Origin of the sequence: Desulfosoma caldarium (assembly GCF_003751385.1) — a bacterium.
GTDB lineage: Bacteria > Desulfobacterota > Syntrophobacteria > Syntrophobacterales > DSM-9756 > Desulfosoma > Desulfosoma caldarium.
In genome coordinates this window covers 17,709-41,081 of the sequence record NZ_RJVA01000001.1, presented here as the reverse complement: position 1 = coordinate 41,081, position 23,373 = coordinate 17,709, and the positions used below count along the sequence as shown (strand labels likewise).

Here is a 23,373-nt window from a genome sequence, read left to right as displayed (position 1 = left end):
AACGTAGCATAGGCTTGCGAAAAATTGAAGGATATGCGGCACAGTTCTCTGAGGAGGCGCGACATGGAATCACGGGAAGCAATGGCGCGGGAAGAGATCGTTTGGGCGTGTCAAAAGCTGGCCGCAGCCGGTCTTATTGCCGCCAGTGACGGCAACGTGAGTTGCCGCCTGGGCCGTGGAGTCTACCTCATCACCCCGAGCGGTTTTCCCAAGGCTGAGGTAAAGCCTAAGGATTTGCTGGTCATCGATACCGCGGGGTCCGTGCTTTCTGGCAATGGAAAACCTTCCAGCGAATGGCGGTTGCATTCTCTCGTTTACGAAAAGCGAGCCGATGTGGGCGCGGTGGTTCATGCGCACCCTGCGTTGCTCACCGCCATGACATTGGCCGGCGTGCCATTTTCTTCCGAAGTGTTTCCGGAAGTATGGGTCGCGGTTGGACCTGTGCCAACGGCTCCATACGCGATGCCGTCCACGGATGAAGTTCCCCGGTCCCTTTTGCCCTTTGTGGAAAATCACCACGCGGTCCTGCTCTCCCGTCACGGATCGCTCACCATGGGCCGTGATGTGCGCCAAGCCTATTACCGACTGGAAAAAATGGAACACGCCGCCCGAAGTTTGTTGGCGGCGTGTGTTTTTGGAGGGCGCATGCCCGATTCCTTGTCGGCTGTTCAACTGGAACAGCTGGCCCGTCTGTTTTCATGATTTCCAGACGATGCGCGCGTCGGCGATCAGCACGCCTTCAGAATAGGCGAAGACGGGATTGAGGTCGATTTCCAACAGGTTTTCATGCGTTTCGGCCAGATGCGCCAGTTTCAAAATGACTTCCACCAAGGCGTGCTTGTCCACGGGAGGCATGCCGCGAAAGCCGTTTAGAAGCGGGGCCGCCTGGATTTCTTCCAACATGGCAGAGGCGTCATCGCGGGTGATGGGAAGGATCTTCATGGTGACGTCTCGAAACAATTCCACCGTCACGCCACCCAAACCGAATAAGAGAATGGGGCCGAACTGGGGATCTCGATTCATGCCCAGAATGAGCTCCACGCCCGTAGCCGCCATGCTGGTGACCACCACGCCGCGAATGTGAGCCTGAGGCATCACCTGGCTGGCTCGACTCATCATGCTTTCGTAGGCCGCGCGCACCTCTTGTCCCGATCGAAGGTTCAACCGAACCCCGCCGACGTCGGACTTGTGCAAAATGTCGGGCGAATCAATTTTCAACGCCACGGGAAAACCCAGCTGATGCGCCACATGAACAGCTTTGCCGGGACTTTCCGCAAAGCGGTGACAAATGCATTCAAATCCATGATTTTCCAAAAAGGCCAGGCATTCGCTGAGGCTTGCTGCCCTACCCTGAGTATGACCTTCCACAAAGGTGGTGCGCGCGGGCTTGGTGCGCTTCGCTTTAGAAAGGCGCTGCGCAAGGGCTCGAACTCCCCTTTCCGGCGTGGGAAAAACCGGAACACCTTTTTGATGCATCTTTCGGCGTTCCACTTTTTCGACGTCCGCACCTCCCAGGAAAATGACCAGCTCGTTCGCCTGCGGCGTCACCACCTCGGCGGCTTTGTCCACGGGATCCCCGAAAATGACGCCCAGAACGTCGTAGTAGGGCCGCGCCCGCTCCATCACCGCCTGGTACATGGCGGCGGTGGCATCCCCGGTGAGATCCAAGGGGTTAGCGCGGATGGCATGGGCCGGAATCACCCCCTCAAGGGCTTCGGCCAGCTCCGGTGGCAGCGGCGCTACATCGAGCCCCTCCTTTTCCGCACAATCCGTCGCCAGAATGCCTGCGCCTCCCGAGGTGGTGATAAAGAGAATGCGGTTTCCCGGCGGCTCCTTCAGATAGGCATAGGCTTTGGCCACATCGTAGAATTCTTGAATGGTTTCCGCCCGGACCACACCATGACTTTGAAAAAGAGCTCCATAGACTGCATCGGCTCCAGCCAAAGACCTGGTGTGCGACTCCGCGGCCACCCTTCCTTTGGGGGTCCTTCCCGCCTTCAAAACCACGATAGGCTTTGTGGCTGCGCGGATCGCCTCTCGAAATTCCCGAGGTCTTTTGATACCTTCCACATAAAGGGCGATGACTCGTGTGTGAGTGTCATTTTCAAAGTAGCCGAGCAAATCCGTTTCATCCACGTCGGCCCGGTTTCCGAGGCTCACAAAACACGAAACGCCCAGCTCCTCATCGGAAAACCAGTCCATCATGGCGGCACCCACCGTGCCGCTTTGACTGATCACGGCCACATGCCCTTGCTTTGTTAACAAAGGCCATGAGGCGCACAGGGGATGGTAGGGATTGTTCACCCCTTGACAGTTAGGGCCGATGAGGCGCAGGTTTCCATGTCGAGCGATCTCTGCCACCTGCCGTTGCAAAGATTCCCCCTCCGAACCCGCCTCACTGAATCCTCCCGTGATGATCACCGCCCCCTTAACGCCCTTTTCCACGCATTCGGTGATGGCCTGAGGCACCAGACGGGCCGGAATGATGACCACGGCCAAATCCACCGCATCGGGAATGTCTTTGATACTGCGAAAACACGGCAGCCCTAAAATGGTGTCACTTTTTGGGTTGATGGGATACACGGCCCCTCGAAAGCCGCCGTCAAGAATGTTGCGCAAAATGATGTTGCCGTATTTTTCGGGGCTCTCAGAAGCTCCGATGACCGCCACACTGCGCGGCCGAAAAAAAGCGTCCATTTGGTGGAATCCCATTGATGCCCTCCGTTTTTTCATGAGGGTGAGATTTTCTTGGCCTTTTCCAAGACGTGTGCGTTGAACTTGTCGGCTTTAATAAGGAATCGTTCGTGGGTGGCTTCGCCGACTTTTTCAACCTCATCAAAGGCTTCCAGCTTAAAAGTCACTTTGCGACCTTCGATGGCCGTCACTTCACACACCACCTTGATTTCCATGCCCAGAGGGGTCGGGGCTATGTGTTTGAGATTCATGGACATGCCCACCGATTGCATGCCCGGTTCCAAGTGTTCATCGATCAGCGAGGCGCAGACTTGTTCCATGAACCCTCCCAAAAAAGGGGTGGCAAACACATTCGGCAGGTTTTGAAAGAAGCGTTGCGCGGAGTGTTCCGGAAGAGTTTTTAACGTCAATTCCTTGCTCATGCCAACGGTCAGATTTTTTCCCATGGATTCCTCCTCCCCTTGTAAACATGCAGGTTTTTTGTCTGGCAGCGTTTTAAGGAACCAACGTTGCGCTTCCGCACCTTGTTGAAGATGATGTCGCCAAGGATGAATGCACTGGAATGGGCATCGTGCGAGATCGGCAAAGAACCGGCGCTGCAAAAAGAGGCAATCTTATCTTTTCAGATCTTCAAGCCTCTGTCAAGAAAGCTCCAAAGGCCTTCAAGGCAGAGCCCCATTGACGCAACTGGGTTTCGTTCATCAAACCATTATGTGCCCCAATCTTGTAGACGAGTCGCGCATTGACACGCCTGAAAGCGGTTTTTACATTTATTTTCGATTTTTGATTTTTCATTAAGAGGCGTGTCCAGGAGACGATTTCAGAAGAACTCAAAAGGAGGTTCCCATGTCCAAGACTCAAAGCCATCTCAAAGAAGCTTTTGCCGGCGAATCCCAAGCCAACCGCAAGTACTTGGCTTTTGCCGAAAAAGCTCGCGAGGAAGGTTACCCGGGAGTGGCCAAGCTCTTTGAAGCGGCGGCTGCGGCGGAAACCGTTCACGCGCACAAGCACCTGAGGGTGCTCAAGGGCATTCGAAGCACGCGTGAAAATCTTCAAGAAGCCATCGCCGGAGAAACCCACGAATTCAAGAGCATGTATCCTCAAATGATAGAAGACGCCAAGGCCGAAGGAGAGCGCCAGGCCGAGATCAGCTTCACTTACGCTAACGAGGTGGAAAAGATTCATGCCCAGCTTTACGAAGACGCTCTGAAGGATCCGGAAAACTTTCCGGTCAAGGACTGGTTTGTCTGCCGCATTTGCGGCTACACCATTGCCGAGGAACCTCCGGAAAAATGCCCGGTGTGCGGCGCCAACAAGAAAAACTTCTTCAAAGTGGAATAATCGGCGGATTCTTGAGGTCTTTTCGGATGAATCTCCAGGTTCTTGACCTAGAGTGAGGTGTCGTCTTTGGCTTCATGGTGAAAGGGAGCCTTTTTTCAACACGCGAAAACGCCGCGCGGCGCGATGATTTTTGAGCCTCGCGCCGCTTATCCATGGTGCCTTGACGAATAAACTTCCAGAAGTCTTAAGCGGGAACGGGGCGAGGATTCCTGACTTTTCCAGGGCGGATCGAGAAGGAAGTCTTCACGGGCTTTTTCCCCTTCCCCGTCATCGCCTTGCGTCCAAAAAGTACCCTTTGGAACTCCATCACGGTGTCGTCTAGTCGGTTTCTCTTTCCGCGATGATGCGGTCCAGTTGCCTCACCAGATCGTCCGCATCTTCGGAAAACTTTCGTGCAAAAACAATCTCACCGGGTCCGTATGGATCGTCCGTGGAAAATCGTGTCGTGGGCTTAAAAAACTCGAGATGTCTTCGTTGAATCCATTCCGGGCTGCGCCGCCGAGCGCTCCAGTCGGCATAGGGGAGGTTTCTTTGAATCCTGCAGGCCAACGCCGAATTGCCCAAGATCGTTTGCAACATCATCTCGTCTAGGCCATGGGTATGCCGGTAAAATGCCACAAAGTCCGGACGCCGATCGCAGAAGTCGATGAGAAGCTGCGCAGCTTGGCGTGTCAAAGCCCAGAACATGGAGCCGCCGTAAGGTTGAAAATCCCCAAGGACTTTTTTGTCATTGCGCCGTGTCCACAGGCCGACCTTCTTGAGCTCCTTGGCTGCTAACAGCAACCAGGATGGATTGGCGGGGTGTGGATGATCGTCGATCAGTCAGCTCAGAGGTTTCCCGAGCGCATTGGAGGGCATGGGCACCATGTTCATGTACTCGGTATCCGGGTGTTCCGCCAAGAACTGTTCAATCCACTGCGCAGAGCGGATGGGATCATCGGAGCTGCTCAGGAGCACAAACCGTTGGAATCCTATGGAGCGTTGAAAGGCTTCTCGAAGAATGATGAGAATAGCTTCTACGACGCTGAAGTGGCCCCCGTAGACCGGAACCCGATGTTGGGAAAAGAAGAGGTTGGGCTTTGAGAGCGCGGTATAGGGGGGATGTTGTATTTTCTGTCGATGTGCACGAAAAAGGCGCAGTTGGGCGTCTCCAGTGCCCTGATAAGACGAGGAAAATGTCGAGGCTTGTTATAGGCCACGATCAGGTAGGCAATTTTCATGGCAGCCTTCCTTTTTGCACCAAGGGCTGTGTTGAAAGCACCCACTTGCCCATCTCACCGCCCTGCCCCTCATTATCCACCATCAAGCATGGGGCTCTAGAGGTGTCTTCTTTGATATGAAGGCGACTAAAGCAAAAAGGAAGGCACGGCTCAAGAAAAGCGAGGCCCTTTTCATCTTTCGGCCGAGCCGCGGGTCCCTCTTTTTTCCACTCCTTATTGGCTTTCCATTGAATCTTCGAAGGCTAGTCCTTTCGAGGTTTAGTTAGAAAGATCTGTCCGGATCCAAGACCCCATGGATGAGGTGAATCACTTCATAGGTCGGGGGTACCGTCTCGCCGCTTACCCGCGAGATATCCAAATCAAATTCGCACATCTGTTGAATTTTATCGGGGCTCATTCCCGAATGGTAGGTGTCCAGATACATGCGACCCGTTTCTGCATCAAAACGAAAGACGCCGGCTGTGCTGATGACGGCGCTGGGCCCACCACGAAAAGCCGCGCCACAGAGCTCTCGGCGATGAATCCATTGGCCGGATGGCCAGTTTTTGACGCTCTATCCTGGACTTGTGATGTAGCTGACATTTTTGGGAAAATGCCTTTTCGTGCACCATGATATAGACGGTGCGTTTGGCAAAGGAGTTGGTATCGGGATTGCCGCCGCTTCCCGTGAGCCGAAGTAGCGGGTTTAAGTAATCGTCGATGGCGGTGGTGTTCACGTTGCCGTACTCGTCGATTTCGGCGCCACCTAAAAATCCCAAGTCCACGTCGCCTCTTTGAACGATGCTTAAGGCTTCGTAGAGTCCTGAGGCCACGGAAGCCCCCACTTCGCAGCGCGGGTCCCTTACGGAAGTGGGCAGCTCTTTGGCGCGTCCATCCAGGGTTCCGGCCTCAAAGATGAGCTTGAGGCGCGGGGCATGGGTCCTTTGAGCCAACATAATGGCGATCATGGGCATCCCGCTGCCGGCAGTAACCATTTCATTGTCCCGCACTTCGCGGGCCGCCGCCAGCGTCATGAGATCCCTGAGACTGTATTCGCCAGGCTGTGCTGGAGGCTTCATGTCTTTCATGGCAGATACCCTCTTACGAACGTCCCCGATCGACGCGCGTGCTGTAGTTCAAGAACGTGTTGGCGTTCAGGCGGGTGAGCCGAGGCACGCCGAGCTTGTTCAGGTAGCCGTCGTGGTTCAAGCCAAAGATCCATTCCTTGGCGAATTCGTTGAACCCTTCCTGGTTTCGCGTCTGGACGTAAAAGTTGCGAAGAAACTCGCCGTCCAGGTCGTAGAACCATTACACGCCTGTTAAGTGGGCGCACCGGGGGCATTCCACAATGTAGTCCAATTGAAAGCTGGGGATCTTGTTCAGACTTGTTCAGATGGGATTCATGACGCAGGTACTCTTCGGGAACGATTTCCTCAGCGATGACAATGGTGATGTCCGCCGCACGAGCCACCTCAGGGTCCGTAAAGAATTGCCCTGCGATGCGCGCCGTGCCCTCATCGCCCACCTGTTGGACGGCCAGCACGGCCACGTCCACCTTGGCTGCGGGGACGAGGATTTGTCAGCCGTCGCCAAAAAACGGGTCGTCGATGACGTGGTACTTTTTACGGGGAATCTCGGGGTTTTTGCCGTTTCTCAGTCCTGCTCGCCCCAGCATGTCGTCGTCTGGGTTGTAAATATCCGTTCCCAGGGAGGTCTGCGTGGCCATGAAGGGCATGCCAGAAGCGGCCGCATGAAATCGGAAAGCCAGCTCGCATGGCTGTAGTCTTCGTAGAGGAATTCCGAGTGAGGGCCGCTGTTGACTTCGATCTAGTGAAGATGCCGACGCTTTTGTCGGATGAGTTCATAGACCAGCGCGCAGGGGCGACGCCTTATGGTAAAACCTGAGAAGGTGAGTAGTGTGCCGTCCTTAATGATTTCGGCGGCTTCGCTAAGACGGATTCTCTTGGTTCTGCTTGTCAGGAGTGATTCACTCCATTCCGCACAGGAGCTGTCGCACGGGAGTCTCCTCCCGTTGGGAGAACGAATCGCCGCTTCCTTACGAGTCTCTGCTGAAACCACCAATCGAGGCTTTTTCCTCCTTCCGTTCACTGGTGACATCATCAGCCGTGAGGACGTGACGCCGGCTTGGCGCGCCTCACTTTTTTCTCCTCACATACAAAACCTTTTCCACTCGAGCCACCACCTCACCCTGAGTGTCCCGAACTTCGACGGTGAAGGTGGGCAGAAACTTTCCCCGTTCTTGGACTCTTTCCTTGATCTCTTGAAGCACCTTTTCTTCGAGTTGAAAGTGGGCCCGTACGGTTCCCTTGCCGGGCTTGACGAAGTCGATGGTGGCGGCTTTGTCCCAGACGATGTAATCGGGGCCCAAATTCTTGATGAGCATGAGCATGTAAAAGGGATCGACCATGGCGTAGAGGCTGCCACCGAAATGGGTGCCCACGTAATTGCGGTTGAAGAACCGAAGGGGCATTTCCACAAGAATTTCCCGAAAATCTGGGGAAACGCGGCGCACGCGAATGCCGGCTCCGAGGTATGGGGGATAGAGATTGAGCAGCCAATGGAACATGCGATGGTTCATGAGACAACCTCCGACGAGAGCGCGATAGGTCGCGGAAATCGAAGCCATTATGGTGGTCGAAGCCTCGTTGTCAAGGACCGATCTGGAAAACCTTCAGCACGCTCTGCCCACAAGGCACAAGTGGACCTTGCGAGCGTGCTGCAGGACCTTGTTGGCATGGCTTCCCACAAGAAAGGGTTTTTTCTCGCGAAGACTGCGTTTGCCCATGACGACCGCTTCGTAGTTGCCGCTTTCCATGTGTGCCAGCAGGTCGCGAGCCACCCCCTTTTGCAGGGGAAGGATGCGGCATTCAATGGCGCTGTCGGGAATACCTTGTGAGCCCAGGACTTCACGAGCCTCGTCCATGAACTGATCCACCTGGCGCCGCTTTTCCTCCTCCCAGTGGCGTTTCCATGAGTGCCGTGCCGCGCGCTCCTGTTCATCCAAGATATGGCCGTCATCCCACAGAGCCGGCGGAACGGGGGGCAAAATGTGGAGGAAAGTGTAGCGTTTTCCAGGCGTCGGACCAATCCATTCATTGGCATAGTAAGTCAAAGCGCGACATTCGGGATGCGATTCCACCGCAATGAGCACATGGCCTGTGGGCGGTGCGTCCGGGTCCATGATCCACACCGTTCGGTATTGTTCGTACTGCACCACGCGCGAGGAGACGCTGCCAATGAGAATGTTTTCCGCAGGGGAAAGGCCCCGGCGGCCGACGGCGATACTGGCAATCTTGCGTTCTTCGGCCACCTTGAGAATGTCTTGGCCGGGGTCCCAGGAATCCAACCGGCACACGGTGTCGATGGAATCCTCGTCAAAGCCCAGTTCCATGAAGACTTCACGGTATCGGTTCGTAATGCTGTGGCAGATTTTTTCCTGAGTCGTCTTGGCGACGCGCAGGGACGTGTCCGCATCCCAGAGCTCGCCGGGGTACAACATGAGGTGCTGCTGCACGCAGTGAAGAATCGTCCAATGGCAATCCCTGCGATCCTTGAAAAATTGTCCGAAACGCTTGGCCGCTTCAAGACAGCGCTCGGAGCCGTCCGCGGCCACAAGGAAACACTTGTGATTGGATGGCACCATCGCGTCCCCTCCTTTTCAATCGTGGTTGCCTTGGCCGTCAATGAGCCAGAAGAATCCAACGAATCCTTGGGTCTGCCTTGATGAATTATAACCAATCTTTAAAAGCAAAACCCAGGCGCACTTCTTTTTTGGCAAGATTTTAGGGAGTTGGTTTATGAATTCGAACTGTTAAGATCCTTCAAAGATAGAAGATGCTCCGGTATGGCGTCCAGGCGATGGACGATGGGCATTGCGGGAAGGCTCTCCAAGAAGATACGCCCGTAGGGCTTGGTCAGAACCCGCGTGTCAAAGAGCACCAGCACGCCCTTGTCCTGCCTAGATCGAATCAGACGGCCGAAGCCCTGTTTGAGCTGCAGAACGGCTCGAGGCACTTGATAGCGATAGAAGGCATTGTGTCCAGCCTGGGAAAGTCTTTCCACCCGTGAAGCAGTGATGGGATCATTAGGAACGTCAAAGGGGAGTTTGTCGATGAGCACGCAGCTTAGGCTGTGTCCTGGCACGTCGATACCTTCCCAAAATGAATAGGTGGCCAAAAGCACCGAGTGCGTATCCTCTTTGAACTGAGAAAGGAGTTTTCTTTTGGGTTTTTCCCCTTGACACAACAGCAGGAACGGCAATTGGTCGGCCAAAAGGCGATACGTCTCGTGCATGTGACGGTAGCTCGTAAAGAGAAAAAGAGCGCGCCCTTGGGTCTTGTCCATGATTTTGAGCGCTTCCCGGGCCATGGCTTGACAAAATGAGGGCTCATGGGGAAAAGGAAAAGGCTTGGGAATGTAAAGGGCGGCCTGTTTTTCAAAGGCAAAGGGAGAGGGTACCTGAAGTTCGCGCCCCTCATGTGGAACACCCAGGCGTTCCCGAATGTAGTGAAAGCTGGGGCGTTTGCTTTCTACCGTAGCCAGGGTGGCTGACGTGAGAATCACCGTTTCCTTTGGATGGAAAAGCTTTTCCAAAAGAATGGGCGCGACATCCAAGGGAGTGGCGCGCAATGTAAATCCCACGGGGTGATTGTGAACTTCGTACCAATGGGTCAAGTGCGGATCTTCCTGGCCGAGGATCTGCTCCAGGTTCCAGTCCAGAGCACGGCACCGCGCTTCCAAGGATTCCCAGAGGGGTGAGACGCCAGCCTGCTGTTGGACAAGCTGGCCAAGGTTTTTCAAAGCTTCGCGAAGTGCCGCTGCGCATGCTGGAAGAGGCGATGTGGGTGCGCCGAGGTCCAGGCGTTGGCGCATGCTCAAAGGTCCAGCGGCCGCGCTGAGGATCTTAGCCGCCTCTCTGGTCCGTCGACCCAGATGTTCCAGTGCGGAGGCTATGTTTTTTCGAAAATCCGCTGAAACCTTTGCATGGGCCAAGGCTCGAAGAACGTCGCGAGTCAATTCGGCCACCGACCAGCTTGAGAATTGATGGCCAAAAAACAAGCCGGCCACATCCTCCACATGGTGAGCTTCATCAAAGATTACCGCAGGAAAAGCGGACAGGAAATCCCCCGACCCACGATCTTCCATGGTGAGGGAGGCGAAAAACAAGTGATGGTTGACGATGAGAAGGTCGGCTTTGGCGGCCTGAAGGCGACTTTTTTGAACGAAACATTGCCCGTAATGGGGACATTGCTGGTTCAGGCACTGTTCTGCCCCTGCGGTGATCTCATTCCAGGCTTGATAGTGATCCGGAAGCCAGTCCAGCTCCGAGCGGTCTCCGGTTTTCGTTTCCGCGGCCCATTGATGCAGTGCGCCGAAAAGTTTGGCCTCGTGAGGGTTCAAGAACGACGGCTGGTGGGCAAATTCCCTAAACCGCCGCAGACAGAGGTAATTTTTGCGGCCCTTGAGGGAACACACGCGGGCTTGTGGAAAAAAATGACGCGTGAGGAAAGGAATGTCCTGGTCGAGAATCTGGTCCTGAAGCGCCTTGGTGGCTGTGGACACCACGGTTTTTCGGCCGCTCAAGAGCGCCGGAATGAGGTAGGCAAAGGTCTTGCCGGTGCCCGTGCCGGCTTCCACCACCAGGGGCACGCCATCCATATAGCTTTGCCACACTGCCTTGGCCATGGCCGCCTGCGACGGCCTGTGCTCATATCGAGCCAACAAGCCGGAAAGGAGGCCGCTCGAAGAGAAAAAAGACTCCAGGGAAAGGCCTTCAGGCATGGTCGGTTTCAATTGTTGCCCCAAAACAGATCGGATTTAAAGAAAGAACCGGATGTGATTTCGGCGGCGCTTTCGCTCGAGGGCCCCTCCAAGAACGGCATGTCTTGAGGCCCCTTAGGTTGCGTGCCTTCCACGAAAGCGGCAAAGGTTTCTCGGCCCCTTTCGGCCTGAGACTTATTAGATTTACTAGGGATTTTCGCAAAGACGATGTTTTCCGGAACGGGAAAGTTTTCCGCCGGGGTCTCCCGCAGATACTCTTGCATGAAGCTCAGCCAAATGGGCGCAGCCGCTCTGCCGCCCGTTTCCTTGGGTCCCAAGGACAGGCGATGGTCATCGTGGCCCACCCAGACCCCTGTAAGCAGTTCCGGCGTATAGCCCACAAACCATGCGTCTTTCATCTCATTGGTGGTTCCCGTCTTTCCCGCCGCCGGTCTATTAATGCTTCGCACCGAGCGCCCCGTGCCTTCTCGGATCACCCCCTGTAGGATATCGGTGATTATGTAGGCCGTTTGGGCGGACAAAGCTCTTTCTTGGCGGACCTGGTGCTTTTCCAGAAGCCGTCCGTTGCGGTCATAGACGGCTTCCACCATGTAGGGTTCGACCCGCAGGCCTTGAGCGGCAAAGGCCGAATAGGCGGTGACCAGTTCCCACAGACTGACGCCTGAAGCGCCCAAAGCCAAGGAAAGGGTTGGAGTCAATGGGGATCGAATGCCCAGCCGCCGCGCCATCTCATGCACCTCATGAATGCCCACGCTTTCCAAAAGTTTAATAGCCACCACATTGCGTGAATGAATCAAGGCGTCGCGCAGTGTGATGGGCCCCCAAAAAGCATTGTCGTAGTTGGCAGGTTTCCATGGCCCCACCAGGCTCGGGTCTTCTTTGATGATGGGCGAATCGATGAGCATGGATGACTCGGTGGAACCTTTTTCCAAGGCCGTAGCATAGATGATGGGCTTAAAGGCGGAGCCCGGTTGGCGATAGGCTTGGGTTGCTCGGTTGAATTGGCTCTTGGAAAAATCCTTACCGCCGACCATGCACACCACGCGTCCCGTCTGAGGATTCATGGCCAGCAGGGCGCCTTCGGTTTGCGGCTCTTGTTCCAAAGAAACGAGCCACGGGGTCGTGTCGGAACCTTGCGCTTCCACACGCACCCAGATGAGGTCCCCTTTGGAAAAAAGGTGGCGTCTCGACGAGAAATAGCCGGCCGCCCATGGTGCGGCCTTGAGGTTCAGCACGGCGCTCCGTTGTGCTCCAAGATCGAGTCGGCACCGGCGTTTTTGGGACTCACAGCCCATCACCATCGCTTCCACCACGTCGCCCGAGCTCAGAGTGGCATATCTCTTTGCCAAAACCTCAGAAAAATCGGCGGCTTCGGAATCCGCCACGTGCCCGTGCGGACCTCGATACCCGTGCCTCTTGTCCAACTGGCGGAGTCCTTCCACAATGGCCTTTTCGGCCAGACGTTGCGCGTGCACGTCCATGGTGGTGTGGATGGATAAACCTTCTCGGTAAAGCATGCGAGCCCCGTACTTTTGCTCCATGAGGCGTCGCACTTCTTCCGTAAAACTGTTCATGGGATAGGTAGCCCTTGCGGGGGGCTCCATGAGATGTAAAGGTTCTTGGCGGGCCCGCAAGGCCTCTTCCTGGGAAAGGAAACCGACCTCCACCATGCGGTCCAGAACATAGTGTTGTCGTTTCAGAGCCTTGTCCATGTTCTGAAAAGGGCTGTATCGGCTTGGAGCTTTAGGTAGACCGGCAAGAAGGGCAGCTTGAGCGATGCTCAGATCCCGCGCGCCGATGCCGAAATAGGTGCGTGCGGCGGCTTCCACGCCGTAGGCGCCGGCGCCTAGATAGATTTGGTTGAGATACAAGTAGAGTATTTCGTTCTTGGTCATGGAACGGTCGATGCGGTACGCCAAAATAGCCTCTTTGAGCTTACGCACCCAAGTGCGTTCCGGGGACAAGAGGAACGTCTTAACGACCTGCTGCGTGATGGTGCTGCCGCCCTGAACGATGCCCCCTGCCTCAATGTTCTTAATCATGGCACGAACAATGCCCCCGAAGTCCAGGCCCTTGTGCTCGTAAAAGTTGGCGTCTTCAGCCGCAAGAAAGGCCAGGATCACGTGGCGAGGGAATTCTTCAAGATGGCGAACGTATCGGCGTTCGGCGGCAAATTCTCCGATCACCGTGCCATCCGCCGCATACATGGTGGTGACGATGGAGGGCCGGTAATCGCGCAAGGACTGAATGCTGGGCAGAGATCGTTCTAGCTGAAAGTAGGCCGCGGTGGCTGCCAAAAGCGCCAGCGTTCCAGAAATCAGCAGGACGGCCCCGGCGGCAATAAGTTTGCCCACGCGGTAGGGGCGCTGCAAAGGAGGAAAACCATGTTGGGAGGGGTTTGTCTTTCGGTACTCCATGGTCGATCGCTTTTCAGTATCCCTGATGTTTGCCGATGATTTTGAGCCAGTATTGCTATGCTAGCCAGAAATAGGTTCCAGGGAAAGTAAGAATCTTCGGTTTTACGACCAAAAGGTTCGGTCCAGGGTTCGATATTGCACTGCTTCGAGCAGATGGTGATGGGCCATAGTCTCGGATCCTTCAAGATCCGCAATGGTTCGGGCCACCTTGAGAATTCTGTGGTAGGCGCGGGCACTGAGATGTAGGGTGGCTATAGCCTCCTGAAGAAGGCGTTTTCCCTGGGAATCCAGTGTGCAGTATCGTTCCACTTCCCTGGGCCCCATGGCCGCATTGGCGTGGAGGTTGGTTCGGCGAAATCGAGCCCTCTGGCGTTCTCGAGCCGCCATGACACGTTGCCGCACGTCATGGGACGATTCACAGCGGGATGTCCCTTGCAGATCTTCCACGGACACGGCTGGAACGTCCACATGCAAGTCGATGCGGTCCAAAATCGGTCCGGAGATGCGGTTTCGATAGCGTTGAATTTCCAAGGACGAGCATCGACAGGGCTTTCGAGTGTCTCCGGCGAAGCCGCACGGACAGGGGTTCATGGCGGCGACGAGCGTGAACCGAGCCGGATAGGTCAGGGTCATGGCGGCTCGCGCTATGGTCACGTGGCCGTCTTCCAAGGGCTGGCGCAAAAGGTCGATCACGTTTCGACGAAATTCCGGAAATTCATCAAGAAAAAGGACACCATGGTGGGCAAGGCTCACCTCGCCCGGTCGAGGCACATGGCCTCCGCCGATGAGCCCAGCATCGGAGATGGTGTGGTGAGGATGGCGAAAGGGACGGCGCGCAAGAAGCGGCTGATCGCGAAGCAGGCCGGCTACGCTGTAAATCTGGGAAGTTTCCAGAGATTCTTCCAGGCTCAAGGGGGGAAGAATCGTGGGCAGGCGCTGCGCCAGCATGGTCTTACCGGATCCCGGCGGCCCGATGAGCATAAGGTTATGCGAACCGGCCGCCGCCACCTCCAAAGCCCTCTTGGCATGCTCCTGCCCCTTCACATCCGCCAGATCGAGCGAATTGTCCTCACTCATAGAAAGTAGGTCGGCGCGAGGAATGTTCAGCCGAGTCAGGGGACGGGCACCTCGAAAGTGCTCCACCACCTCCGCCAGGTGACGAACAGGAAAAACCTGTGTTCCATCCACAACAGCCGCTTCCCGGGCATTGTCCACCGGAACGATCAACATCTCTCGGCGCAGCTCCCGGGCTCGTATGGCCATGGGAAGACAGCCAGAGACTGCCTTAACGCGGCCGTCCAAGGAAAGTTCTCCCACAAGGATGGGCCGAGCCACGGCCATAGGGTCCAAAAATCCGGAGGCGGCCAGCACGCCGATGGCGATGGGCAAGTCAAAGGCGGCTCCCTCCTTGCGTAGATGGGCCGGTGCCAGATTCACTGTGACGCGGTCCATGGGAAAAGGATAACCACAGTTGAGCAGCGCACTTTTGACCCGTTCTTTGCTTTCTCGAACAATGTTGTCGGGAAGCCCCACTACGGTAAAGGAAGGAAGCCCGGAGGCCACATCCACTTCCACTTCCACCAGGAAGGCTTGAATTCCCAAAACGCCCAAAGCAAACGTCTTGGCCACCATGGAGCTACTGTCTCCTTTCCCCCAGTTGCGGCTTGTTTTCAGAGGGCAGCCGCATTATGATCCCTTGCGTTCGCCGATTGAGGCGGCTGCAGGGTTTGAAAGCATGACGCACTTGCTGTGTCCAAGGAACTGCGAGATATGAGAGAGTGCTATTATAGCATACTAGGTGTGTCCACCAAGGCATCCCAAGAAGAGATTAAGGGTGCCTTTCGCCGTCAAGCGCTGCGATGGCATCCTGACGTCAACCCCGGATGCGCTGAAGTTGCGGAAAAATTTCGGCGAGTTCTCGATGCTTACGAAGTGCTTTCGGACCCGGAAAAAAGACGTCTCTACGATCAGCAGTGCGGTTACACCAATCGAAGCAACGGCACGCGGCAGTCTGTGTTTCATTGGTCATGGGGCATGGCCGAAGCCGTCTCCGAGGTATTCCAAGACCTTTTGGGTGGAGCACCCCGCCACGACTTCTATCAACCCCGCGTGGACCTTCGGTATGACCTAGAGATTCCCCGAAACAAGGCCATTTCGGGAACTCAAGAGAAAATCTCGTATGAGCGCAGCGTATTTTGCCCGGAATGCGCCCCAAATGGCCATGGAACCGGGACTAAGGTCTGCCAACGCTGCGGTGGGAGCGGGGAAATCTTGGAATTGTGCACGGTCACTGTGGCGATTCCGGCCGGATGTGTGCACGAGATGCGGCTGAGAATCCCTGCGGCGGGGGATCGATTTCGACCGGGTGGGCCGGCGGGTGACTTGGTGATCGTGTGTCACGTGGTTGAAGGCTAGCTCTCGAAAGCCTGTTCGCCTAAGGCCTGGCCTGTTGGGTCTGTGCCGCGGTGCTCAAGAGGAAGCGTTTCATGAACGTTCGAGCGTGGCCCATATTGGGTAGCGAACGCCTCAAAGGTTCCTCCCTTTTCGGCTTTCGTCGAGACCGAGTGGTTTCTCCCAGGACAGGAAAGGAACATGACGTCTACGTCCTGGAAGCTCCCGATTGGGTGAATGTTATTGCCGTCACAGCCAAACGGCACGTGGTTTTCGTGCGCCAGTGGCGCCATGGCGTTCGAGAAGAGACGTTGGAAATTCCTGGAGGCGTGGTGGAAAAAGGTGACAGCCCGGAAACGGCGGCACGGCGCGAGTTGTTGGAAGAAACCGGCTATACGGCCGAATTGTTTTTGTGCCTTGGCTTCACTTTTCCCAATCCGGCCATTCAAGACAACCGCTGCTATACTTTTGTTGCTCTGAATGCCGCACCGCACAAGGATCCACAACCTGATGCCATGGAAGATATTGAAGTGGTTACCTATGCCATAAGTGAGATCCCCGGCTTTGTCGAGCAGGGCAAGATTTCTCATGCCCTGATTATTGCCGCTTTATGGAAGTTTTTTCTATGGACTCGAGACCCCGGGGTCTCAGGCGTTCTTTCTCTATGAGGGGGGGTATGAGCACGGGAAAACAGGTCGCGACGGCATCCAACTTTATCAAAGAAATTATCGAAGAAGATCTGAAAACGGGCAAGTACGGTGGGCGAGTTCATACGCGTTTTCCTCCCGAACCCAACGGGTACCTGCATATCGGGCACGCCAAATCCATCTGCCTGAATTTCGGCTTGGCTCAGGAATACAATGGGTTGTGCAATCTTCGTTTTGACGACACCAATCCGACCAAGGAGGACGTGGAATACGTCGAATCCATCAAGGAAGACGTGCGCTGGTTGGGTTTTGACTGGGGGGATCGGTTGTATTATACATCGGATTACTTTGAGCAACTCTATGAGTATGCCGTGCAGCTTATTCGTTTGGGAAAAGCTTATGTGGATAGTTTGAGCACCGAAGAAATCCGCCAGTATCGAGGAACCCTCACCGAACCGGGACGCAACAGTCCGTACAGGGAACGGTCCGTGGAAGAAAATTTAGATCTTTTTCATCGCATGCGTGCCGGAGAATTTGACGAAGGTGAACATGTTCTACGAGCCAAAATCGATATGGCTTCTCCCAACCTCAACATGCGCGATCCGGTGATCTACCGTATCAAGAAAGCGTCCCATCACAGGACGGGGGACACGTGGTGCGTATACCCCATGTACGACTTTGCCCACTGCTTGTCCGATTCCATCGAAGGCATTACCCACTCCATCTGCACGTTGGAATTCGAAGATCATCGTCCCCTTTACGACTGGTTCCTGGACACTCTGGGCCTCTATCATCCTCAGCAGATTGAGTTTGCGCGTTTGAACCTGAGCTACACGGTATTGAGCAAACGCAAACTGATCCAATTGGTGCAGGAAGGCGTGGTGGACGGCTGGAACGATCCGCGAATGCCTACCATTTCCGGCCTGCGCCGTCGAGGTTACACACCCGAAGCCATTCGCAGGTTTTGCGAACTCATCGGCGTGGCAAAAAGGGACAGCATGGTGGACATGGCTCTGTTGGAGCACTGTGTGCGGGAAGATCTCAACAAGAGAGCTCCACGGGTCATGGCCGTGCTGCACCCTCTGAAGATGGTGATTGTGAACTACCCAAAAGACAAAACAGAGGCGTTGGAGGCCATCAACAATCCCGAAGACCCCACCATGGGGGTTCGAACCGTGCCTTTTTGCCGGGAACTGTACATCGAACGGGACGACTTTCGAGAAGATCCGCCGAAGCAGTATTTCCGCCTGGCTCCCGGACGAGAGGTGCGTTTGCGATATGGGTACTATGTGACGTGCGTGGACGTGGTCAAGGATCCGCACTCGGGAGAGATTCAGGAGATTCACTGCACTTACGACCCCGCCACCCGTGGCGGGTGGTCTCCCGATGGTCGCAAGGTTAAGGGAACCATTCACTGGGTTTCCGCGCGCCATGCGTTGACGGCTCAAGTCCGCCTCTACGACCGTCTGTTCACCAAAGAAAACCCCAATGACACGGAGCCCGGAAAAACTTTTCTGGACTATATTAATCCCGAGTCCCTTCGAGTGCTTGAAGAATGCCGGGTGGAACCCAGCTTGCGCGACGCTCCTTTGGGGCGGCCGTATCAGTTCGAGCGACTGGGATATTTTTGTTTGGACTCTCAAGACAGTTCTCCGCAGCGGTTGGTTTTCAATCGCATCGTGTCCCTCAAAGATACCTGGGCTAAAATTGAAAAGTCCCTAAACCAGGGACATTCGGTGGAGTCGAAATGAATCGGCCGCAGAAGATATGGGTCTTTCAACAAAGAGGCAGTGGAGAGCCGAAGATCGCGGGCGTTCGAAAGTACGGCGATGGGCTGTATGCCCTGGAGGTTGTCAATATCGATGAGCCTCTTCCTCCGGTTTTGGATGACACACAACCCTATCTCCCCAAGACCATTCGGGCAGATTTGGTGTTGGACTATCTAAGACATCCGGATCTCTCCGAGGATCTGGCCAAAAGATGCGCGGCGTTAAAGATTCCCGTGGTGGCCTCGGGCAAAAAAGTGAAGGCCTTGGGCGTCTACACTCCTCCCACCTGCTGCGGCCTGTCTCGGCCAGGTCGGCTCGGGCTGTACGAGGAGCGGTTTGGTGCTCCGGAAATTGAGGTTGAAGTGGCAAACGGGCGCCTGAAAAAGGTTATGGTGCGGCGGGGTGCGCCGTGTGGAGCCACCTGGGAGGCTGCGCAAAAAATGGAGGGTTGGCCTGTGGAGGAGGCGGCGGTGCGGTTTGGGCTGGAGGTTCAGTATTTTTGCGTGGCCGACCCTTCGGGATGGGATCCTTTGTATGGAAAAAGCCCTGTACATTTTGCTGGACACATGCATAAAAGGGCCATGCTTCGCGCCTTAAAGGCCCTCGGCATGACCCCTTCCCGTCATGAGGATTCGGATGACACCCCGCTGGGTGGGGAGGATTGTGTTTGATTTGGTGTTTATGATTTGATAAACATATGTGTGATCGCCAGGGGGCGTCCTCGAGAAAGGCGAGGGCTGAGAAGGTACCCCTTGAACCTGATCCAGGTCATGCTGGCGGAGGGATTGGCGAACGGAGCTTCTCATCGGAATCCCGCCGGCCGCTATTCAAGCGGCTTTTTTCATGTTCTTGCACACCTCAGGGTCTCCGACGTGTTGCCGCCCCTCCTCCACATTCCACAGGAGGAGACCATGCGCACACAACTTGACGAGGCAAAGGCCGGCATCGTGACGGATGCCATGCGTCGCGCCGTCGAAGGTGAACCCGTGACGGCGGAACAGCTGCGCGATCTGATCGCCAAAGGGCACGCCGTCTTGCCCAAGAACAGGCATCACGAATTTGCGACGGTGCGCGCCATCGGCCGAGGGCTGCGCACCAAAGTCAACGCGAACCTAGGTGCCAGTGGCGAATGTGCTGACATGACTGTGGAGCGGCGCAAGTTGGCTGCGGCCATACGGGCCGGAGCGGATTCCGTTATGGACCTTTCCACAGGGGGCGATTTGGAGGCGCTTCGCGCCATGTATTTGCAGGAGGCGGGCACGATGGTCGGCACCGTGCCCATCTATGCGGTTGCCACGGACATGGTTCGGCGGGGTGTTCCCCTAGAAAAAATGGATCCCGACGATCTCTTCTCCGGCATTGAAACCCAATGCCGACAGGGAGTGGACTACATCACGGTGCACTGCGGTGTGACGCGGGCATCGGCAAAAAAGCTTGAGTATTTTCAAAGGATCATGCCCTGTGTCAGTCGTGGGGGGTCCATTCTGTTGTCGTGGATGCGCCGTAACCACAAGGAAAACCCGCTCTATGAAGACTTTGACACGCTGCTGGACATTGCCCATGCGCACGATGTGACCCTGAGCTTGGGCGATGGGTTTCGGCCGGGAGCCATCGCAGACGCCATCGATGGGCCTCAAATCGAAGAACTGCTCGTTTTGGCGGAACTAGCCCAGAGGGCACGAGACAAAGGCGTTCAGGTCATGATTGAAGGGCCTGGCCATGTTCCTTTGGAACACATTCAATCCCACGTGCATTTGGAAAAAAAGCTGTGTGATGGCGCACCCTTTTATGTCCTTGGGCCGCTTCCGACGGATATTGCTGCGGGCTATGACCATATTACGGCGGCCATCGGCGGCGCCCTGGCCGGAGCGGCGGGAGCGGACTTTTTGTGCTATGTCACGCCGGCAGAGCACTTAAGACTACCCGATGAAGACGACGTCTATCAAGGTGTCATGGCGGCCCGTATTGCGGCCCATGTTGCCGACCTGGCCAAGGGCATTCCCCAGGCGCTGGCCCAGGACCGTGCCATGTCGCAGTGCCGCCGAACCCTGGATTGGGAGGGAATGGTCACGGCAGCGCTGGACCCCGAACTGGTCAAACGTCGGTTGCACGTCACAGAGGATCGTCAAGGGTGCACCATGTGCGGCAAGCTATGCGCCGTCAAACTGTCCGTCTCGGCCATGGGGTGAATCCGAAAAAAGAGGAGGAAATCGGCATGCCCTTGGATGAGAGAATCATCACGAAAGCGATCATCGACCGTTATTTTGAAAAGATCAGGGGCATTTTGAACCTGGATGCTGCCATTGTGGGCGCGGGTCCTGCTGGGCTTGTGGCCGGCTATTGCCTGGCTTCGGCCGGAAAGAAGGTGGCTGTCTTTGAGAGAAAACTCAGTGTTGGTGGCGGGATGTGGGGAGGAGGGATGCTTTTTAACGAAATCGTGGTCCAGGAAGAGGCCTGCCATGTGTTGGAGGAGCTTGGGGTGAGCACGCGGCTTTACCAGGAAGGGTACTACACAGCGGATGCCGTGGAAACGGCCTCCACCCTCACTTCACGGTGCGTGAAAGCGGGTGCACCCATTTTCAACGCCCTCAGTGTGGAAGATGTGGTGATGCGGCCTGAAGGCATTGTGGGGCTTGTGGTCAATTGGACGGCTGTGAACATGGCCGGCTTGCATGTGGACCCTTTGGCCATTCGCGCCCGGGCCGTGATCGACGCCACCGGGCATGACACGGAAGTGGTCAGCGTGGTGCAAAAAAAGGTGCCGGGAAGGCTGAAGACGCCCAGTGGGTCGCTGGAGGGGGAAAAGTCCATGTGGTCCGATGAGGCGGAACGGCTCACGTTGGAAAACACCCGTGACGTGTTTCCCGGTCTTTTTGTAGCGGGCATGGCCGCCAATGCCACCTTTGGGGGACCCCGTATGGGGCCCATCTTTGGGGGGATGCTTCTTTCGGGAAAGAAGGTGGCGGAACTGGTTTTCGCCTATCTCGAATCCCTGCCCAAAGAGAGTTCCTGAAGACGCGAACATTTTCTTCTCACCTGTAGGATCGTCACCGTCAAGGGACCGGGCGCCTGTGATCCGCGTTTTGAAGGACGGCCGAAAGGTCGTGCCTTCAAGACCGTGTCCGCCGAAGCTTTTTGCCCTCACAGATTCAGAGTTCTCTTACGCCCGTTATGAAAGGGGCGGGCTCAGGAAAAGATTTCTCCGTCACCCAGGCGAACGTGGGCAATGTGCGATGGGAACATGGACCACAGGGTTTCCATCCACAAGGCATCCTCTTCGGGAGAAGACTGTTCGGGAATTCCGACCCACGCCTGATGGGACGTCGACTGTGAAGCGTCGTGGGGCTTCTGCAAAGTTGCAAAATCGATCACAGGAAAACGCGCGAGGAGTTTCTGAGAAGCCTTGACGGGCATCAGGGCGAAGATCTGGACGGACTTTACCGGATCCAAGGTGGAAAAGACCTCGCGATCCATTACATGAGCGCGGAGGGCCAGCACCTTTTGCGCCACATCAAACACAGCCGTCCACGGAAAGTGGCGATCTCTTGGCGTGAGGACAAAGCTCAGAAGCGTCCAAGGGTTTTCTTTAAAAATGCTCAAGAGGACTTGAACAACTGCAGGGTCTTGCAAGGATTCGACCGTGTCCTGAGATACATAAACCGCAAGGGCTTGGCCCACCGAGGTGTACCCACCGAGGGTGGGGTTCTGGTCCGTGGCGTGCTGGTCACCAAAGAGATCCAAAGTTTTTTCCACAGGAAATGCTGCCAGAAAAGAACCCTGGTGGTGCACATTAGGCGAATCTAAAATGGGTGGCCGGTCGGGTGGAAAAAAATCCACCCCACTCGCGGCTTCCGCATATTCATAGGCGCGTCGAATGTCATCGGGGCTCATGTGGGGTGTTCGAATCACGTGGTAAGGGGGATCCAGGCAGTAATGGAGCCCTAGGGACGCGGCGTGGTGCCGCAATTCTGTGCCGGGAAGAAGACTCAGCGTGTAGACACTCAGTTCGTCGTACAGATCGTGATCCACAACAAAATCCAGGCTTCTTTGGAAATCGGTGAGGGAATCTTCGGGAAGGGCGACCATAATGTCCACCATGACGCGAATGCCGGCGTTTCGAAGAGCTCGAATGCCAGCCACGAACCGGTTTCGATCAAAATGACGGCCAATTCGTGCCAAAGCTTTGGGGTTGATCGTTTGCAAGCCCACTTCGACCTGGCTCAGACCAGCTCGAGCCAAGGCGTGGGCAAGAGCCGGTGTGATGTCTTCGGCGGTGCACTCGCACTGGAACGTGAAGTCGTGAAGGCGGCGTGCCTCCTCGATGGCTTCCAAAAGAGCAGCCAGGTCCTTTCGTCGCGTGAAACAAGGATCCACAAAATAGATTTCCGTAACACCATGATGTGCAGCCCAAATAAGCTCCTGTCGAAGACGGTTTAGGGAAAAGCTTCGCACTCGAGGAAACCGTTTGTGGTAATAGCAATAAGTGCAACGATTGGGGCAGCCCCGCACGGTTTCCAAAAGCATGGTTCTGGCATCTGAAGGACAAAGGGCTCCGGACAAATACGGCGAGGGAATGGCGTCCAGGTGATGTATGGGAGGGCGGGGTTTCGTGGAATGCCATCCGCCGGAGGAGGGAAGCAGAAGCCCGGGAAGATTTTTTATGGTCGAATGGCCGTTGGAGAGCGCCGCAAGCAAGGTGGCAAACGTTTCCTCACCCTCACCCACGATGCCCACGTCAAAACCGCCGGCGGCCTTTAGAAACTCATTTTCCGCAGTGACCTCGGGGCCCCCTACGACGATGAGAGCGTGAGGGAACCGGGCTCGAAGACGACGTGCTATGGCCAGGGATCGTTCCACATTCCATACGTAGCAACTAAACCCGACCAGGTCCGGCTGCTGTGCCACGATCCACGCTTCCAAAGCCGCGTCACCGCCATAATTGACAAGGTTTTTGGGGCCGAGCACAATGCGCACGTCGGGCAACACGGATTCAGCGTAGGCTTTCAGGTATGCAGCGCCCAGAGCCATGTTCTCTATGGGATAGGAATAGTCGTGGGACTGGACGGGCAATTGCAGTAAAACGACGTTCATGGACCGGCTGAGACCTCCTGAA

19 protein-coding genes, 2 pseudogenes and 1 riboswitch are annotated in these 23,373 nt (G+C 55.8%); of the genes and pseudogenes, 8 read left to right on the top strand and 13 right to left on the bottom strand.

The genetic code is table 11. The annotated features are described in order from the left end of the window. The first annotated feature begins 63 nt into the window (after nt 1-63). Nucleotides 64-702 carry a class II aldolase/adducin family protein gene (locus EDC27_RS00180; protein ID WP_245994112.1) on the top strand — a complete coding sequence of 213 codons (639 nt, stop codon included), beginning with the start codon at nt 64-66 and terminating at the stop codon, nt 700-702. Here EDC27_RS00180 and EDC27_RS00175 read toward each other — a convergent pair. Then, nucleotides 697-2,712, bottom strand: coding sequence for an acetate--CoA ligase family protein (locus EDC27_RS00175; RefSeq protein ID WP_123288607.1), 2,016 nt, complete (start codon nt 2,710-2,712; stop codon nt 697-699). The two genes, EDC27_RS00180 and EDC27_RS00175, sit on opposite strands and share 6 nt — an antisense overlap. Nucleotides 2,713-2,729: 17 nt before the next feature. Next, nucleotides 2,730-3,140, bottom strand: coding sequence for a thioesterase family protein (locus EDC27_RS00170; RefSeq protein ID WP_123288606.1), 411 nt, complete (start codon nt 3,138-3,140; stop codon nt 2,730-2,732). 400 nt (nt 3,141-3,540) lie between these two features. Here EDC27_RS00170 and EDC27_RS00165 point away from each other — a divergent pair, with 400 nt between their 5' ends. Further along, nucleotides 3,541-4,035, top strand: a complete 495-nt coding sequence (locus EDC27_RS00165) for a rubrerythrin family protein (protein ID WP_123288605.1) — start codon at nt 3,541-3,543, stop codon at nt 4,033-4,035. 318 nt (nt 4,036-4,353) lie between these two features. Here EDC27_RS00165 and EDC27_RS00160 read toward each other — a convergent pair whose 3' ends face one another. From EDC27_RS00160 to EDC27_RS00120, 10 genes and pseudogenes are all read right to left on the bottom strand, one after another. Next, complete coding sequence (locus EDC27_RS00160; RefSeq protein WP_281273091.1) at nt 4,354-4,818, bottom strand: beta-1,6-N-acetylglucosaminyltransferase; 465 nt, start codon at nt 4,816-4,818, stop codon at nt 4,354-4,356. Nucleotides 4,819-4,857: 39 nt separating this feature from the next. Beyond that, nucleotides 4,858-5,145: a beta-1,6-N-acetylglucosaminyltransferase gene (locus tag EDC27_RS16975; protein ID WP_407923337.1), complete on the bottom strand. Its 288-nt coding sequence runs from the start codon at nt 5,143-5,145 to the stop codon at nt 4,858-4,860. Then, nucleotides 5,052-5,255 carry a hypothetical protein gene (locus tag EDC27_RS16370; protein ID WP_245994110.1) on the bottom strand — a complete coding sequence of 68 codons (204 nt, stop codon included), beginning with the start codon at nt 5,253-5,255 and terminating at the stop codon, nt 5,052-5,054. Before EDC27_RS16370 ends, EDC27_RS16975 begins: the two co-directional genes overlap by 94 nt. Nucleotides 5,256-5,517: 262 nt before the next feature. Further along, a pseudogene (locus EDC27_RS00150) lies at nt 5,518-6,322 on the bottom strand (CoA-transferase subunit beta). A 13-nt stretch (nt 6,323-6,335) separates the two neighbouring features. Further along, nucleotides 6,336-7,214, bottom strand: a pseudogene (locus EDC27_RS16830) (CoA transferase subunit A). 175 nt (nt 7,215-7,389) lie between these two features. Beyond that, nucleotides 7,390-7,833 (bottom strand): DUF4442 domain-containing protein, encoded by a 444-nt coding sequence (locus EDC27_RS00140; protein WP_123288659.1) that lies wholly within the window; start codon nt 7,831-7,833, stop codon nt 7,390-7,392. Nucleotides 7,834-7,926: 93 nt separating this feature from the next. Further along, entirely contained in the window at nt 7,927-8,898 is a 972-nt protein-coding gene (locus EDC27_RS00135) for a universal stress protein (RefSeq protein ID WP_123288602.1), read from the bottom strand. 152 nt (nt 8,899-9,050) lie between these two features. Next, nucleotides 9,051-11,036, bottom strand: coding sequence for an ATP-dependent DNA helicase (locus tag EDC27_RS00130; RefSeq protein WP_123288601.1), 1,986 nt, complete (start codon nt 11,034-11,036; stop codon nt 9,051-9,053). 8 nt (nt 11,037-11,044) lie between these two features. Next, a complete protein-coding gene (locus tag EDC27_RS00125) occupies nt 11,045-13,453 on the bottom strand; it encodes a penicillin-binding protein 1A (RefSeq protein ID WP_123288600.1) in 2,409 nt (802 codons plus the stop codon). 102 nt (nt 13,454-13,555) lie between these two features. After that, a complete protein-coding gene (locus EDC27_RS00120; protein ID WP_123288599.1) occupies nt 13,556-15,085 on the bottom strand; it encodes a YifB family Mg chelatase-like AAA ATPase in 1,530 nt (509 codons plus the stop codon). Nucleotides 15,086-15,223: 138 nt separating this feature from the next. On the opposite strand from EDC27_RS00120, the gene EDC27_RS00115 reads away from it, so the two are divergent. The 6 genes from EDC27_RS00115 to EDC27_RS00090 all read left to right on the top strand — a co-directional run bounded on the left by EDC27_RS00115 (nt 15,224) and on the right by EDC27_RS00090 (nt 21,273). After that, nucleotides 15,224-15,868: a DnaJ domain-containing protein gene (locus EDC27_RS00115; RefSeq protein WP_123288598.1), complete on the top strand. Its 645-nt coding sequence runs from the start codon at nt 15,224-15,226 to the stop codon at nt 15,866-15,868. Nucleotides 15,869-15,939: 71 nt separating this feature from the next. Beyond that, the gene (locus EDC27_RS00110; protein ID WP_123288597.1) at nt 15,940-16,512 is read left to right on the top strand and encodes an NUDIX hydrolase; all 573 of its coding nucleotides are present in this window, start codon (nt 15,940-15,942) and stop codon (nt 16,510-16,512) included. An 8-nt stretch (nt 16,513-16,520) separates the two neighbouring features. Further along, nucleotides 16,521-18,242: a glutamine--tRNA ligase/YqeY domain fusion protein gene (locus EDC27_RS00105; RefSeq protein ID WP_123288596.1), complete on the top strand. Its 1,722-nt coding sequence runs from the start codon at nt 16,521-16,523 to the stop codon at nt 18,240-18,242. After that, entirely contained in the window at nt 18,239-18,931 is a 693-nt protein-coding gene (dfsP, locus tag EDC27_RS00100; RefSeq protein WP_123288595.1) for a DUF166 family (seleno)protein DfsP, read from the top strand. The genes EDC27_RS00105 and dfsP overlap by 4 nt, the downstream gene beginning before the upstream one ends. Before the next feature lie 30 nt (nt 18,932-18,961). Then, nucleotides 18,962-19,063: riboswitch (TPP riboswitch) on the top strand. 108 nt (nt 19,064-19,171) lie between these two features. Then, on the top strand, nt 19,172-20,449 hold the full coding sequence (thiC, locus tag EDC27_RS00095) for a phosphomethylpyrimidine synthase ThiC (RefSeq protein WP_123288658.1): 1,278 nt from the start codon (nt 19,172-19,174) through the stop codon (nt 20,447-20,449). Between the two features lie 26 nt (nt 20,450-20,475). Further along, nucleotides 20,476-21,273, top strand: a complete 798-nt coding sequence (locus tag EDC27_RS00090; protein WP_123288594.1) for a sulfide-dependent adenosine diphosphate thiazole synthase — start codon at nt 20,476-20,478, stop codon at nt 21,271-21,273. A 173-nt stretch (nt 21,274-21,446) separates the two neighbouring features. On the opposite strand, the gene EDC27_RS00085 is transcribed toward EDC27_RS00090, so the two are convergent. Beyond that, complete coding sequence (locus EDC27_RS00085) at nt 21,447-23,351, bottom strand: B12-binding domain-containing radical SAM protein (protein WP_123288593.1); 1,905 nt, start codon at nt 23,349-23,351, stop codon at nt 21,447-21,449. Nucleotides 23,352-23,373 lie beyond the last annotated feature (22 nt).

What these genes read in the sequence shown, in the direction of transcription:
- EDC27_RS00180 (WP_245994112.1), top strand. Translation starts at nt 64, where the DNA reads ATGGAATCACGGGAAGCAATGGCGCGGGAAGAGATCGTTTGGGCGTGT.
- EDC27_RS00175 (WP_123288607.1), bottom strand. Translation starts at nt 2,712, where the DNA reads ATGGGATTCCACCAAATGGACGCTTTTTTTCGGCCGCGCAGTGTGGCG.
- EDC27_RS00170 (WP_123288606.1), bottom strand. Translation starts at nt 3,140, where the DNA reads ATGGGAAAAAATCTGACCGTTGGCATGAGCAAGGAATTGACGTTAAAA.
- EDC27_RS00165 (WP_123288605.1), top strand. Translation starts at nt 3,541, where the DNA reads ATGTCCAAGACTCAAAGCCATCTCAAAGAAGCTTTTGCCGGCGAATCC.
- EDC27_RS16370 (WP_245994110.1), bottom strand. Translation starts at nt 5,255, where the DNA reads ATGAAAATTGCCTACCTGATCGTGGCCTATAACAAGCCTCGACATTTT.
- EDC27_RS00140 (WP_123288659.1), bottom strand. Translation starts at nt 7,833, where the DNA reads ATGAACCATCGCATGTTCCATTGGCTGCTCAATCTCTATCCCCCATAC.
- EDC27_RS00135 (WP_123288602.1), bottom strand. Translation starts at nt 8,898, where the DNA reads ATGGTGCCATCCAATCACAAGTGTTTCCTTGTGGCCGCGGACGGCTCC.
- EDC27_RS00130 (WP_123288601.1), bottom strand. Translation starts at nt 11,036, where the DNA reads ATGCCTGAAGGCCTTTCCCTGGAGTCTTTTTTCTCTTCGAGCGGCCTC.
- EDC27_RS00125 (WP_123288600.1), bottom strand. Translation starts at nt 13,453, where the DNA reads ATGGAGTACCGAAAGACAAACCCCTCCCAACATGGTTTTCCTCCTTTG.
- EDC27_RS00120 (WP_123288599.1), bottom strand. Translation starts at nt 15,085, where the DNA reads ATGGTGGCCAAGACGTTTGCTTTGGGCGTTTTGGGAATTCAAGCCTTC.
- EDC27_RS00115 (WP_123288598.1), top strand. Translation starts at nt 15,224, where the DNA reads ATGAGAGAGTGCTATTATAGCATACTAGGTGTGTCCACCAAGGCATCC.
- EDC27_RS00110 (WP_123288597.1), top strand. Translation starts at nt 15,940, where the DNA reads ATGAACGTTCGAGCGTGGCCCATATTGGGTAGCGAACGCCTCAAAGGT.
- EDC27_RS00105 (WP_123288596.1), top strand. Translation starts at nt 16,521, where the DNA reads ATGAGCACGGGAAAACAGGTCGCGACGGCATCCAACTTTATCAAAGAA.
- dfsP (WP_123288595.1), top strand. Translation starts at nt 18,239, where the DNA reads ATGAATCGGCCGCAGAAGATATGGGTCTTTCAACAAAGAGGCAGTGGA.
- thiC (WP_123288658.1), top strand. Translation starts at nt 19,172, where the DNA reads ATGCGCACACAACTTGACGAGGCAAAGGCCGGCATCGTGACGGATGCC.
- EDC27_RS00090 (WP_123288594.1), top strand. Translation starts at nt 20,476, where the DNA reads ATGCCCTTGGATGAGAGAATCATCACGAAAGCGATCATCGACCGTTAT.
- EDC27_RS00085 (WP_123288593.1), bottom strand. Translation starts at nt 23,351, where the DNA reads ATGAACGTCGTTTTACTGCAATTGCCCGTCCAGTCCCACGACTATTCC.